13 protein-coding genes are annotated in these 12,527 nt (G+C 73.6%); 6 read left to right on the forward strand and 7 right to left on the reverse strand.

Annotation, left to right across the window (positions count from 1 at the left end; translation table 11 throughout):
* Positions 1–27: 27 nt before the first annotated feature.
* The 4 genes from CLT68_RS28775 to fabG form a co-directional block, all read right to left on the reverse strand.
* Positions 28–807 carry an HAD-IIA family hydrolase gene (locus CLT68_RS28775; protein WP_099855682.1) on the reverse strand — a complete coding sequence of 260 codons (780 nt, stop codon included), beginning with the start codon at positions 805–807 and terminating at the stop codon, positions 28–30.
* 15 nt (positions 808–822) lie between these two features.
* Entirely contained in the window at positions 823–1,851 is a 1,029-nt protein-coding gene (locus CLT68_RS28780) for a ferrochelatase (RefSeq protein WP_099855684.1), read from the reverse strand.
* A gap of 123 nt (positions 1,852–1,974) precedes the next feature.
* The gene (fabI, locus tag CLT68_RS28785; RefSeq protein ID WP_088949179.1) at positions 1,975–2,742 is read right to left on the reverse strand and encodes an enoyl-ACP reductase FabI; all 768 of its coding nucleotides are present in this window, start codon (positions 2,740–2,742) and stop codon (positions 1,975–1,977) included.
* Positions 2,743–2,778: 36 nt separating this feature from the next.
* Entirely contained in the window at positions 2,779–3,534 is a 756-nt protein-coding gene (fabG, locus tag CLT68_RS28790; protein WP_088949180.1) for a 3-oxoacyl-ACP reductase FabG, read from the reverse strand.
* Positions 3,535–3,688: 154 nt separating this feature from the next.
* Here fabG and CLT68_RS28795 point away from each other — a divergent pair, with 154 nt between their 5' ends.
* The 4 genes from CLT68_RS28795 (at position 3,689) to CLT68_RS28810 (ending at position 7,802) form a co-directional block, all read left to right on the forward strand.
* Positions 3,689–4,918 carry a histidine kinase gene (locus CLT68_RS28795; protein WP_143743288.1) on the forward strand — a complete coding sequence of 410 codons (1,230 nt, stop codon included), beginning with the start codon at positions 3,689–3,691 and terminating at the stop codon, positions 4,916–4,918.
* Positions 4,915–5,577: a response regulator gene (locus CLT68_RS28800; protein WP_088949182.1), complete on the forward strand. Its 663-nt coding sequence runs from the start codon at positions 4,915–4,917 to the stop codon at positions 5,575–5,577. Before CLT68_RS28795 ends, CLT68_RS28800 begins: the two co-directional genes overlap by 4 nt.
* A 99-nt stretch (positions 5,578–5,676) precedes the next feature.
* Complete coding sequence (locus CLT68_RS28805; protein WP_099855688.1) at positions 5,677–6,573, forward strand: alpha/beta hydrolase; 897 nt, start codon at positions 5,677–5,679, stop codon at positions 6,571–6,573.
* The gene (locus CLT68_RS28810; protein ID WP_099855690.1) at positions 6,570–7,802 is read left to right on the forward strand and encodes an acyltransferase family protein; all 1,233 of its coding nucleotides are present in this window, start codon (positions 6,570–6,572) and stop codon (positions 7,800–7,802) included. Before CLT68_RS28805 ends, CLT68_RS28810 begins: the two co-directional genes overlap by 4 nt.
* 358 nt (positions 7,803–8,160) lie before the next feature.
* On the opposite strand, the gene CLT68_RS28815 is transcribed toward CLT68_RS28810, so the two are convergent.
* From CLT68_RS28815 to CLT68_RS28825, 3 genes are read right to left on the reverse strand one after another with little or no spacing between them, the layout of a single operon-like run.
* Positions 8,161–9,111 (reverse strand): VWA domain-containing protein, encoded by a 951-nt coding sequence (locus tag CLT68_RS28815; RefSeq protein ID WP_088949185.1) that lies wholly within the window; start codon positions 9,109–9,111, stop codon positions 8,161–8,163.
* Positions 9,108–10,109 carry a DUF58 domain-containing protein gene (locus tag CLT68_RS28820; RefSeq protein WP_088949186.1) on the reverse strand — a complete coding sequence of 334 codons (1,002 nt, stop codon included), beginning with the start codon at positions 10,107–10,109 and terminating at the stop codon, positions 9,108–9,110. The genes CLT68_RS28815 and CLT68_RS28820 overlap by 4 nt, the downstream gene beginning before the upstream one ends.
* Complete coding sequence (locus CLT68_RS28825; protein WP_099855693.1) at positions 10,088–11,194, reverse strand: AAA family ATPase; 1,107 nt, start codon at positions 11,192–11,194, stop codon at positions 10,088–10,090. Before CLT68_RS28825 ends, CLT68_RS28820 begins: the two co-directional genes overlap by 22 nt.
* Before the next feature lie 240 nt (positions 11,195–11,434).
* On the opposite strand from CLT68_RS28825, the gene CLT68_RS28830 reads away from it, so the two are divergent.
* Both CLT68_RS28830 and CLT68_RS28835 read left to right on the forward strand, forming a co-directional pair.
* Positions 11,435–11,665, forward strand: a complete 231-nt coding sequence (locus CLT68_RS28830; RefSeq protein WP_088949188.1) for a hypothetical protein — start codon at positions 11,435–11,437, stop codon at positions 11,663–11,665.
* Between the two features lie 224 nt (positions 11,666–11,889).
* Entirely contained in the window at positions 11,890–12,444 is a 555-nt protein-coding gene (locus CLT68_RS28835; protein ID WP_486482467.1) for a PH domain-containing protein, read from the forward strand.
* The last annotated feature ends 83 nt before the right edge of the window (positions 12,445–12,527 follow it).

Genomic DNA, 12,527 nt, shown 5'->3' on the forward strand with positions numbered 1-12,527 from the left:
AGCCCCGCAACACCGGTTGGGGTTTGGTCAGACCTCGTCGAGCAGGTCCGCCACCGAGTTGATGATCCGGGACGGGCGGTACGGGTAGCGCTCCGCCTCGGTGCGGCTGCTGATGCCGGTGAGCACCAGGATGGTCTCCAGCCCGGCCTCCAGGCCGCACAGGATGTCGGTGTCCATCCGGTCGCCGATCATCGCGGTGCTCTCCGAGTGAGCGTTGATCGTGTTGAGCGCCGAGCGCATCATCATCGGGTTCGGCTTGCCGACGAAGTACGGCTCCACCCCCGTCGCCTTGGAGATCATGGCGGCGACCGAGCCTGCGGCGGGCAGGGCGCCCTCCACGGAAGGGCCGGTCACGTCGGGGTTGGTGCAGATGAACCGGGCTCCGTCGTTGATCAGTCGGACGGCCTTGGTGATCGCCTCGAAGCTGTAGGTGCGGGTCTCGCCGAGCACCACGTAGTCGGGGGCGAAGTCGGTGAGCACGTAGCCGACCGCGTGCAGCGCCGTGGTCAGCCCGGCCTCACCGATGACGTACGCGGTGCCGCCCGGCCGCTGGTCGGCGAGGAACTGCCCGGTGGCCAGCGCCGACGACCAGATCGACTCTTCCGGCACGTCCAGTCCCATCCGGCTCAGCCGGGCCGTCAGGTCGCGCGGGGTGTAGATCGAGTTGTTGGTCAGCACCAGGAACGGCTTGCCGGAGGAGCGCAGCCGGTTGATGAACTCCGGTGCGCCGGGCACCGGCTGGCCCTCGTGCACCAGCACGCCGTCCATGTCGGTCAGCCAACTCTGCACGGGCTTGCGGTCATGCATGATGATCCTCAGAGGTCAGGGGCGGCGGGTCGGCACGCAACAGACGGTGGCGCAGGTGTCCCACATCGGCAGCTCGCCCAGGCGGCGGCGCAGCTGCGCACCGTCCGGGTCCGTCCGTTCGGTGACCAGCTCACGCACCATGGTCACGAAACGCGGGTCGGTGCCGGGGGTGTCGGCCCGGACGAAGTCCAGGCCGAGCTGCTTGGCCGTCTCCAGTGCCTCGGTGTCCAGGTCCCACACGACCTCCAGGTGATCGGAGACGAACCCGATCGGGCTGACCACCACGGCGGTGGTGCCGCTCTGGGCGAGGGTGGCCAGGTGGTCGTTGATGTCCGGTTCCAGCCACGGCACCTGCGGGGGGCCGGAGCGGCTCTGCCAGACCAGGTCGTACTCCAGCTCGGGCGCGGCGGCAGCGGCGACGAGGCGGGCGGTCTCGCGCAGCTGCGCCTCGTACCGGCCGCCGTGCGGGCCGGCGTTGGCAGCCATCGAGCTGGGGATGGAGTGGGCGGTGAAGACCAGCCGAGTGGTGTCCCGCTTCGCCGGGTCGAGCTGGCCCACGGCCGCCCGGACCGCGTCGGTGTGCGGCTCGACGAAGCCGGGGTGGTCCCAGAACTGGCGCAGCTTCTCGATCACCGGCGCGTCCGCGCCGACTGCGGCCCGGGCGGCGGCGATGTCCTCCTGGTACTGCCGGCAGGAGGAGTACCCGCCGTACGCGCTGGTGACGAAGGCCAGCGCCCGGGTGACCCCGTCGTCGCGCATCTGGGTCACCGTGTCGGCGAGCATCGGGTCCCAGTTGCGGTTGCCCCAGTAGACGGGCAGGTCGAGACCGTGCGCGGCGAAGTCGGCGCGGACGGCCGCCAGCAGGTCACGGCACTGCTGGTTGATCGGGGACACTCCGCCGAAGTGCTGGTAGTGCTCGGCGACCTCGGCCAGCCGCTCGGGCGGCACGCCTCGGCCGCGGGTCACGTTCTGCAGGAACGGCATCACGTCCTCGGGCCGCTCCGGCCCACCGAAGGACACCAGCACCACCGCGTCGTAGGACATGGGGTCATTCTCGCCCCTCGGCCTGGACCGCCCGGCGACGCCCCCTGGTCCGGCCGCGCAGATCACGCGAACGGCTGTCGGGAGCGTCGCCGGTCGAGCACCAGGGAACGCCGGCAGGGATCGTCAGGAGCCGATGGCGTGGTAGCCGCCGTCGACGTGGACGATCTCGCCGGTGGTGGCCGGGAACCAGTCGGAGAGCAGCGCCAGGCAGGCCTTGGCGGCGGGCTCCTGGTCGGTGAGGCTCCAGCCCAGCGGGGCCCGCTCGGCCCAGGCGTCCTCGAACTGGTCGAAGCCGGGGATCGACTTGGCGGCGATGGTCCGCAGCGGCCCGGCGGCGACCAGGTTGCTGCGGATGCCCTGCTTGCCCAGGTGCATGGCCAGGTAGCGCGACGCCGACTCCAGGCCGGCCTTGGCCACGCCCATCCAGTCGTAGACCGGCCACGCCTTCGTCGCGTCGAAGGTCAGACCGACCACCGCGCCGCCGGGCGACATCAGCGGCAGCGCGGCCATGGCCAGCGACTTGTACGAGAAGGTGGAGACGTGCAGGGCGGTCGCCACGTCCTCCCACGGAGCGTCGAGGAAGCCGCCGCCGAGGCAGCTCTGCGGGGCGAAGCCGATCGAGTGCACCACACCGTCGAGGCCGTCGACGTGCTCGCGTACCCGGTCGGCGAGGCCGGCCAGGTGCTCGGTGTTGGTGACGTCCACCTCGATGACCGGGGCGGGCTCGGGCAGCCGCTTGGCGATCCGCTCGACCAGGGAAAGCCGGCCGTAGCCGGTGAGCACGACCTGCGCGCCGTTCTCCTGGGCGAGCTTCGCCACCGAGAAGGCGATCGAGGCGTCGGTGATGACACCGGTGACGAGCAGCCGCTTACCGGCGAGCAGTCCGGACATGCAGGGTTTCCTCCGTACGTTGTCGAGAAGCGCTGATCAGTGGCCCATGCCGAGGCCGCCGTCGACCGGGATGACGGCGCCGGAGACGTACCCGGCGCTGTCGGAGGCCAGCCAGGTGACCACCCCGGCGACCTCGTCCGGGCTGGCCATCCGGCCGGCCGGGATCGACTTGCGGATCTCCGCCTTGCGGTCGTCGGACAGACCCGCGGTCATGTCGGTGTCGATGAAGCCGGGCGCCACCACGTTCGCGGTGATGTTGCGGCTGCCCAGCTCCCGGGTGATCGAGCGGGCCACGCCGACCAGACCGGCCTTGCTGGCGGCGTAGTTGACCTGCCCGGCGCCGCCGGCGAGGCCGACCACCGAGGAGATGAAGATCATGCGGCCCCACTTGGCGCGGAGCATCTTGCCGGAGGCCCGCTTGGCGACCCGGAACGCGCCGGTGAGGTTGGTGTCCACCACGTCGGTGAACTGCTCCTCGGTCATCCGCAGCAGCAGCGTGTCGGCTGTCATGCCGGCGTTGGCGACCAGCACCTCGACCGGGCCCAGCTCGGCCTCGACGGCGGTGAACGCGGCGTCGATGGAGGCGGCGTCGGTGACGTCGGCGCGGACGGCGAACAGGCTGCCATGCTGGCCGGCTCCGCCTGCGCCAAACCCCGGCTCGGCTCCGCCGGCGCCGGGCACTCCCCCACCCCGGTGGGTGACCGCCACCCGGTCGCCCTGCTTGGCGAAGGCCTGCGCGATGGCCAGGCCGATTCCCCGGTTGCCGCCGGTCACCAGCACGGTACGGGCCACTGTTCCCCCTTGCGAATGGTCAGCACGGACGCGTCGGAGCCTAGGCGTTACCGGCAGGTAAGCGCTAACGGGAGTCGCGTCACACCGGGGTACGACACCGGGATCAACCCCTGGTGGCACGCCCTGGAGGCAGCCGAACCGTAGCCTTCCGGTGGTGAACCGGCAACCGATCGCCGTGGCCCTGCGGGCCCTGCGGCACACAGTGCTGGGCCGCGACGTCCCGCCCGGCCGACGGCTGCTGGCCCGCTGGCCCGGGCTGGACCGGTACGCCACCCCGGTCGGGTTGCTCGCCGTGCTCGGCCTCTTCCTGATCACGCTGACGGTGGAGAGCGAGTGGGGCCTGTCGACGCCGATCGCCCTGCTGTTCGCGGCGATGACCGTGGCGCCGCTGCTGGCGTTGCCCCGGCGTCCGCTGCTGGCCTGGCGACTGACCGTGCTGGCCCTGTCGATCTGCACGTTCAACGCGCCGGCCGACCAGGCCTGGCCGTGGACCCCGCCGCTGGCGCTCGGGTCGATCGCGGTGCTGGCGGTGGTCGTCGCACGGGTCGACCGGCCGGTGCTGGTCTGGGTAGTGGCGATCAGCACGGTGCCGGTGCTCGGCCTGGTCGACCCGGACAACCGGGTGCCCGTCCTGCTCCTGCTCGGCGCGCTGGCGATCGTCGGCGACCTGATCCGACGCAACCGGTTGTCCCGGCACGCGCTGGCCGCGCAGACCGAGCAGAGCGAGCGGGAGCAGGAGCGCCGCGCGGTGCTGGAGGAACGCACCCGGATCGCCCGGGAGATGCACGACGTGGTGGCCCACCACATGTCGCTGATCGCGGTGCAGGCGGAGACCGCCCCGTACCGGCTCACGGACGTGCCGGCGCCGGCCGCCACGGAGTTCGTCGCCATCGCCGCCTCGGCCCGCGACGCGCTGACCGACATGCGACGGTTGCTGGGGGTGTTGCGCAGCGAGTCGTCCGGGCCGCAGACCGCACCGCAACCGGACCTGGCCGACCTGGACGCCATGGTGGACGCGGCACGCCGGGCCGGGCTGCCGGTGACCCTGGACGCCGGGCCGGTGCCCGACGGGCAGGTGCCCGCGCCGGTCGGGCTGGCCGCGTACCGCATCGTGCAGGAAGGCCTCGCCAACGCGGCCCGGCACGCAAGCGGCGCCGCGGTGCGGGTCACCGTCCGCGCCGGTCGCTCCGGTCTGGAGGTACGCGTCGAGAACTCCCCGGCCGACGCCCGACCGACCGCCGACGGCGGCCCCGGGCACGGGCTGACCGGCATGCGGGAGCGGGCCACCTCGCTGGGCGGTACGTTCACCGCCGGGCCGCTGCCCGACGGGGGTTACGCGGTGGCAGCCGAACTGCCGTACGACGCGGAGGGCGGGGACGCATGATCAAGGTGCTGATCGCCGACGACCAGGCGATGGTGCGGCAGGGCTTCGGCGCGCTGCTCGCCGCCCAACCGGACCTGCTGGTGGTGGGTGACGCCGCCGACGGCGCGCAGGCCGTCGCCGCCGCCCGCCGGCTCGACCCGGACGTGGTGCTGATGGACGTGCGGATGCCGGTCATGGACGGGCTGGAGGCCACCCGCAAGCTGCTCGGTGACCGTTCGGCGCAGCGGCCCCGGGTGCTCATCCTCACCACCTTCGACCTGGACGACTACGTGTACGAGGCGCTGCGCGCCGGGGCCAGCGGCTTCCTGCTCAAGGACGCGCCGGCGGCCGATCTGGTGCAGGCGGTGCGGGTCGTGGCGGCCGGGGACGCGCTGCTCGCCCCCGCGGTGACCCGCCGGCTGATCGCCGAGTTCGCGGCCCGCCCGGACCGCCACCGTCCGCGCCCCACCGACCTGGCCGGGCTCACCCCACGGGAGACCGAGGTGCTGCGGTTGATCGCCCGGGGTCGCAACAACGCGGAGATCGCCGCTGACCTGGTGGTGGCCGAGCAGACAGTGAAGACGCACATCGGGCGGATCCTGGCCAAGCTGGGGCTGCGCGACCGGGCCCAGGCCGTGGTGCTGGCGTACGAGACGGGTCTGGTGGCCGCCGGCGAGTAGCCCCGCGGAGCCAGCCCGCAGACGGCTCCCCGGGACGACGACCGAGCACCGCCCACCCGCGCACTCTCCCTCCGGACGACATTCCGGAGGGAGAACGTGATGCGACGACGAGGTGCCAGCCGGGTGGCGGTGGCCGCGCTGCTCGGCGTGAACCTGGTCCTGCCGACCCGACCCGAGCCGGTTGCTACGGCGGGGTTCGTCGAGGCGTACCCGGTCATGGCGGCGGCGATGCGCGCGGCCGGGCCGCCGTACGCGGACTGGGCTGCCGACGGACGCCGGTTCCTGACGTTCGACCCACGCGGCGACGGCCGGGCCGTCGAGGTGCTCGGCGACCTGGCCGGTGCGGACCGGATCGCGGTGCTGGTGCCGGGGGTGGGGAGCACCCTGGCCGACTTCGACCGGGGGTTGGGCGGGGTGGCCCGCCGGGCGCCAGCGGTGCAGGCCGGGCAGCTCTACCAGGAGCTGCGGGCGACCGAGCCGGCGGCGCGGGTCGCGGTGCTGGCCTGGCTCGGCTACGACCCGCCCGACGGGGTGCTGACCGCCGCCGGTGGCGTCAGCGCCCGGCGCGGCGCGGACGGGCTGGCCACGCTGCTGCGGGAGCTGGCCGTACGGCGTCCGGCGGCGACGATCACGCTGGTCGGGCACAGCTACGGGGCGTTGGTGGTGTCGCTGGCAGCGGCGGACGCTCCGGCCCAGATCACCGACGTGGTCAGCCTCGGTGGCGTGGGCGCCGGGGTGCAGCGCGCCGACGACCTGCCTGGCGGGCGGCGGTTCTGGGCGGCCGAGGCGCCCAGCGACTGGGTTCGTCGGGTGCCGTCGGTGCGACTGCTCGGCCTGGGCTTCGGCCGTCGCCCCGGCGACCCGGCGTTCGGTGCCCGCCCCCTGCCGGCGGGTGGGGTGGACGGGCACGACGGCTACCTGGTGCCGGGCAGCGCCGCGCTGGTCGCGGTGGCGGCGGTGGTGCTGGGCGGCGTCGGGGTCGGGGACGCCCGATGAGCCGGGACCGTGCCGTCGACGCGTTGCGGGCGTACGCCATCGGCGGGGTGGTGCTGGGGCACTGGCTGGTCACCGGGCTGGTGCTGACCGGCGACGGTGGGCTGCACCAGGCCAGCCCGCTGACCGCCCTGCCCGGTCTGGCCCCGCTGACGTGGGCGTTGCAGACGCTCGGATTGTTCTTCTTCACCGCCGGGTTCGGCTCGACCCGGTCGCTCGCGCACCACCGGGGAGGCGCGGGCGGTTGGCTGGCCCGTCGGCTGCGCCGGCTGCTCCTGCCCACTGTGGCGCTGCTGGGGGTGGGCGCCGCCGTGCTGCTCGCCGCCACCGTCGCCGGCACCTCGGACGACACCCTCACCGTGGCGTTGCGGCTGGCGATCGGTCCACTGTGGTTCCTGGTGCCGTTGGTGTTCCTGGTCGCGGTGACCAGCCCACTGCGCGCCGCCGTACGCCGCTGGGGTGTGGCCCGGTGCGTCGCGCCGGCGGTGGCCGCGGTCGCGGCTGTCGACCTGGCCGTCCGCCTGCTTCCGGCCGGCACCGACGTGCCACCGGTCACCGTGCTGGCGGCCTGGGCGGTGCCGTACCTGCTGGGCGTGGCGCACGCCGACAGGCAGCTGGACGGGCGGCGGGCCGCGGGCATGGTGGCGGGCGGCGGAGCCGTCGCGCTGGGGGCACTGCTGGCGCTGGGCTACCCGGTGAGCGCGGTCGGAGTGCCCGGGACCGGTGTGTCCAACCTGAACCCGCCGTCGCTGCTGGCAGTGGCGCTGGCGGTCACCCAGGTCGGGCTGGGGCTGCTCGCCCGGCCGGCGCTGGAACGGCTGCTGGACCGGCCACTACCGGGCCGGGCGGCGACCGAGGTGAACCGGCAGGCGGTCCGGATCTACCTGTGGCACCAGCCGGTGCTGGTGGCGGTGACCGCGCTCACCGCCCGCAGCGGCCTGACCCTGCCGGGTCTGCACACCCCTCCGGACGGCCCGGGCTGGGTGCTGGCGCGGCTCTGCTGGTTGCCGCTCCTGGCTGCGGTGCTGGTCACGGTGGTGCGGACCGGCCAGCCGCGGGCGCGGCGCCACCCGGGCGGTGGAGGGGTCGCCGGCCGGTCGGCCGAGTGCGTCCGGCCTACACCACGGGTGTACGATCATCGACGTTCCGGCCCGCCCGACCTGCAGGAGGTGATCGCTGTGCGAGATAGCGATCCTCCCAGTCGTGGCCGGGCCGATGGTCAGCCCCGCTGAGCCACGACTCAGTCTGGTGAGCTGACCCAGCTCCGCTCCCCCACCGCTTCGGCCGACGCCGAGGCGCGTGTGCCGCGCCGTCCGGTTCGCCGACGGTCGCCGGGAGCCGCCCGGTCACGACTTCGTGTGCGCGTCCCCACCCCCTGCGGTCCGCCCCCGCACGCGGACCGTCCAGCCGCCACCCGGAGCCGTCCATGAGCCGCTACGTCGCCCCGCTGGGCTTCACCCTCGCCGCCGTCTGGGTGGCCATCGTCTTCGTGCTCGCCGGGGGCGGTCACTGACCGCTCCGGATCGGCGACGGCTGGCGCTGCCCAGTGCTGGTGCCGGCGGCGGTCGCTGACCACCGCCGGCCCGTCGTTCAGAGCATCCGGGACGACCACAGCAGGCTGAGCGCGCCCGCGCAGAGCGCCAACAGCAGCGCGAACCCCGCGTACCACTGGGTCACCTCACGCGGCTCGGTGCGGAACCCGATCGAGCTGCCCATGTCCTGATAGACCTGCTTCAGCTCGCTCACCGAGGCCGCCTCGTAGAAGTAGCCCTCGGTGGTCTCGGCAAGCTCGGCGAGCGCCATCCGGTCCACCGGCACCCGCTGCAACTGCCCGCCGATGTCGACCTGGCCCGTGTCGGTGCCGAAGGCGATGGTGGAGACCGGGACGTTGGCCGCCTGCGCGGCGGCCGCCGCCTCCTCCACGGCGCGACCGGAGGTGCGGAAACCGTCGGAGAGCAGCACGATCCGTGCCGGTGGGATGCCCGCCGCGCCGTCGGCCGGCACCGACCGGATCGCCTCCAGGCAGGTGAACACCGCCTCGCCGGTCGCGGTCGCCTCGGCCAGCACCAGCCCGTCGATGGCACTGGTCACCGCGTCCCGGTCCTTGCCCGGCGGCACCAGCACGTTGGCCGCCTTGGCGAACGACACGAGCCCCAGGTTGTAGCTCTCCGGCAGCTCACCGACGAACTGCTTGGCCGCCTCCTGGGCCGCCTCCAACCGGTTCGGCGCCACGTCGTCGGCCTGCATCGACAACGACACGTCGATGGCGAGCATCACCGTGGCCCGCTCCAGCGGCTCCTTGGTGTCCACCGCCGGCCGGGCCAGCGCGGTGGCCAGCACCAGCAGGCAGAGCAGGAACGCGGTCGCCGGGACGTGCCGTCGCCAGCCGAGCCCCTTCGGCGCCACCGTACGCAGCAGGTCCACGTTGGTGAACCGCATCGCGTACGCCCGGCGGTGCAGCTGCCGCCAGATGTAGAACGCGGCGAGCGCGAACACCGGCAGCACAGCCAGCAGCCACCACGGTTGCATGAAACGGATCATCGTGTCGTCCCCCGGGTGCGGGCGTGCCGCTGCGCGGCCACGAATCGCACCATGTCCAGCAGCCAGTCTCGGTCGGTACGCAGACGCAGGTGGGCCGCGCCAGCGCCGCGCAGTGCGGCGGCGATCGTGGCCCGTTGGGCGGCGGCGGCATCAGCGTAGCGCTGCCGCAGTCGAGGGTCGGCGGTCTGCACCTCGTGCAGCTCGCCGGTCTCCGGGTCGACCACCGGCAGCACGCCCACGTCGGGCAACTCCAGCTCCCGAGGGTCGATCACCTCGATCGCCAGCACGTCGTGGCGGACCCGGAGCTTGCGCAACGGACGGGCCCACTGCTCGGCCGGCGAGAGGAAGTCCGACACCACCACGGCCACCCCGCGTCGACGGGGCGGACGGTTGAGCATCTCGATCAGGGCGCCCAGATCACCACGACCGGGCTGGATTGTGGTGCCGGCGACCGTACGCAACAGGCCCTGTGCCTCCTTGCGACCGGAACGGGCCGGCAGGCGGGTGAGCACCCCGGGCCCGGCCGGTGGCGGCGTGCCCCGCCAGCGTCGGGCCGGGGCGGACGCGCCGCCGCCGGTGCCGATGACGGCGCCGATCCGGTTGCCGCCGCGCACCGTCAGGTGGGTGATGGCGGCCGCGGCGGCGACCACCACCTCGCGCTTGAGCCACTGCCCGGTGCCGAAGTCCAGGCTGGCGGACAGGTCGAGGGCCAGCCAGGTCTCCAGCTCCCGGTCGGCGACCGTACGCCGGACGTGCGGAGTCGTGGTGCGTGCGGTGACCGGCCAGTCCATCCGGCGCACGTCGTCGCCGGGGCGGTACTCCCGTGACTCCCCCGCCTCGCTGCCCGGTCCGGGCAGCAGGCCGGCGTAGTCGCCCTGGAGCAGACCGTCGAGCTTGCGGGTGACGAGCAGTTGCAGCCGGGACAGCACGGCCTCGCTGCGGTCGGCGAGGGGGGCGGGACGAGGGGTGGGTGAGGTCACGGCCGCTGCCCGGGCCAGCCAGCGCCCGGCGGCGGTGCGGTCGACGACGGGGTGGCCTGCTGGCGGGGGGCGACCGCCGGGAGAGGGATCGTCGACATCACCCGGTGCACGATGTGGTCGGCGGGCACGTCGTCGGCCAGCGCGTCGTAGCTGAGCACCAACCTGTGCCGCAGGATGTCCGGTGCGATGTCCTGCACGTCCTGCGGCAGGGCGTAGTCGCGTCCCCGCAGCAGCGCCAGGGCGCGGGTGGCCCGGACCAGGCCCAGTGAGGCGCGCGGGCTGGCCCCGTACTGGATCAGTTGCGCGACGTCGGGCATCCCGTGCTCGGCCGGGGCGCGGGTGGCCAACACCAACCGGACCGCGTAGTCGACCAACGCGTTGTGCACGAAGACCTGGTCCGCCTTGCGTTGCAGGGCGATCAGCTCGGGGGTGTCGAACATTGCGGTCGGCTCCGGCGGGGACACGCCCATCCGGTAGACGATCTCCCGTTCCTCCGCGTCGGTCGGGTAGCCCACCACGATCTTCATGAGGAACCGGTCCCGCTGCGCCTCCGGCAGCGGATAGACGCCCTCCTGCTCGATCGGGTTCTGGGTGGCCATCACCAGGAACGGCTCGGGCACCCGGTGGGTCTCCCCGCCGATGGACACCTGCCGCTCGCTCATCACCTCCAGCAGCGCCGACTGCACCTTCGCCGGAGCACGGTTGATCTCGTCGGCGAGCAGGAAGTTGACGAAGACCGGGCCCAGCTCGACGTCGAACTTCTCACTCGACTGCCGGTAGATCCGGGTGCCCATGATGTCGGCCGGCACCAGGTCCGGGGTGAACTGCACCCGGGCGAAGGACCCGCCGACGACCTTGGCGAGAGTCTCCACGGCGAGCGTCTTGGCGACCCCGGGCACCCCTTCGATCAGGCAGTGACCCCGGGCGAGCAACGCGACGAACATCCGCTCCACCATCCGGTCCTGCCCGACGATCACGCGTTTGATCTCGAACAGCGCCTTCTCCAACAGAGTGGCGTCCTGCGCGGGCGTGGTCACCGGCGCAGGCGTCTGCGGTGCCGCCCCGTTCGGCGTCGGGGCGTCGGGCATGGTCGGCTGGGCCACCGGTCCTCCACAGCGTTGGTCGTCGTCGCGGCTCGTGCGGTATCAAGACTCGCACGCCTTGCTGAGTGTCGAGGTGGGGAGAAGCCGATTTTTGCCGCGCCGTCCCCGGCGGCCGAATCGTGCGTCGCGGGCGTGCACGGACCGGCCCGCCGCGTGTACGATTCACCCCGTCGCCGGGCGGCTCCCCCCGTGGTCGCCCGGCGCTCAAACTTTCTCTCCCGCCGCCCTAGACTGGCCGGGATGAGCATCCCCTCCCCCGCCGACGAGGCCCTGGTCTGCTCGGCCCGGGGCTGCCGCGCCGCTGCCGTCTGGGCCCTTGAGTGGAACAATCCGCGGCTGCACGACGCCGATCGGCGCAAGACCTGGCTGGCCTGCGACGAGCACCGGAGCACTCTCGGGGGCTTCCTGGACGCTCGCGGCTTCCTGCGTGCCGTCACTCCGGTGCCCGGATCGCCTACGCTCGACGTGTGAGCGGCGACCCACCGGCTTCCCCCGGCCCCACCTCCCCGTCCTGGCCGCCCACCCCGGCCCCCGAGCCCGGCGTCGAGCCGCCGCCCGGTGCGTTCCCCGCACCCGGCACGCTCGGGCCGGAGCCCGCCGCGCCCGACGTCTCCTGGCCCGCCCCACTGCCACCGGCGGCGCTGCCACCACCCGACCACCGGCCGGCGCCCGCCGCCGACCAGCGCGCGCCGGACCTGCCGGCGCCCGGCCTCCTGCCACCCGCCCCCTCCGGCCCGCTGTCCACTGGCGCGCCGGTGGGGCGAGGGCCGCTGGAGCCGTGGCCGGACACGGTCAACTGGCAGCCGATCTGCACCGACCTGATCTGGGTGGAGCTGATCCGGCTGGGGGTCGTGGTCGCCATCGGGCTGGCGGTGACGGCGGTGGGCTGGGCGTTGAGCGGCCACTGGCTGTTCGGGCTCGCCGTCGCCGTCGTCGTGCTGTTCGGCGTCTGGCGGGCCATCGCGATCGTCCGGGCGGTGCGAGCCTGGGGGTACGCCGAGCGGGAGAACGACCTGCTGGTCCGGCACGGGCTGCTGGTCCGGCGGCTCTCCATCGTCCCGTACTCGCGGATGCAGTTCGTCGACGTCAGCGCCGGGCCGTTGGAACGCGCCTTCGACCTGGCCACCGTGCAACTGCACACCGCCGCGGCGGCGAGCGACGCCCGGGTGCCCGGGCTGCGCCCGGCGGAGGCGTCCCGGCTGCGCGACCGGCTCACCGCGCTCGGCGAGGACCGGGCCGAGGGCCTGTGAGCGCGAGGAGTGAGCCGGGGTTGCGAGCCCCGCAGTCGCGAACGAAAGGCGACCCTGTGAACACCCGCGTGGGTAACCACCGG

Source organism: Micromonospora sp. CNZ299 (assembly GCF_002754415.1).

Coding starts and splice junctions, on each gene's coding strand:
- CLT68_RS28775 (WP_099855682.1), bottom strand. CDS start 807: ATGCATGACCGCAAGCCCGTGCAGAGTTGGCTGACCGACATGGACGGC.
- CLT68_RS28780 (WP_099855684.1), bottom strand. CDS start 1,851: ATGTCCTACGACGCGGTGGTGCTGGTGTCCTTCGGTGGGCCGGAGCGG.
- fabI (WP_088949179.1), bottom strand. CDS start 2,742: ATGTCCGGACTGCTCGCCGGTAAGCGGCTGCTCGTCACCGGTGTCATC.
- CLT68_RS28800 (WP_088949182.1), top strand. CDS start 4,915: ATGATCAAGGTGCTGATCGCCGACGACCAGGCGATGGTGCGGCAGGGC.
- CLT68_RS28805 (WP_099855688.1), top strand. CDS start 5,677: ATGCGACGACGAGGTGCCAGCCGGGTGGCGGTGGCCGCGCTGCTCGGC.
- CLT68_RS28810 (WP_099855690.1), top strand. CDS start 6,570: ATGAGCCGGGACCGTGCCGTCGACGCGTTGCGGGCGTACGCCATCGGC.
- CLT68_RS28815 (WP_088949185.1), bottom strand. CDS start 9,111: ATGATCCGTTTCATGCAACCGTGGTGGCTGCTGGCTGTGCTGCCGGTG.
- CLT68_RS28830 (WP_088949188.1), top strand. CDS start 11,435: ATGAGCATCCCCTCCCCCGCCGACGAGGCCCTGGTCTGCTCGGCCCGG.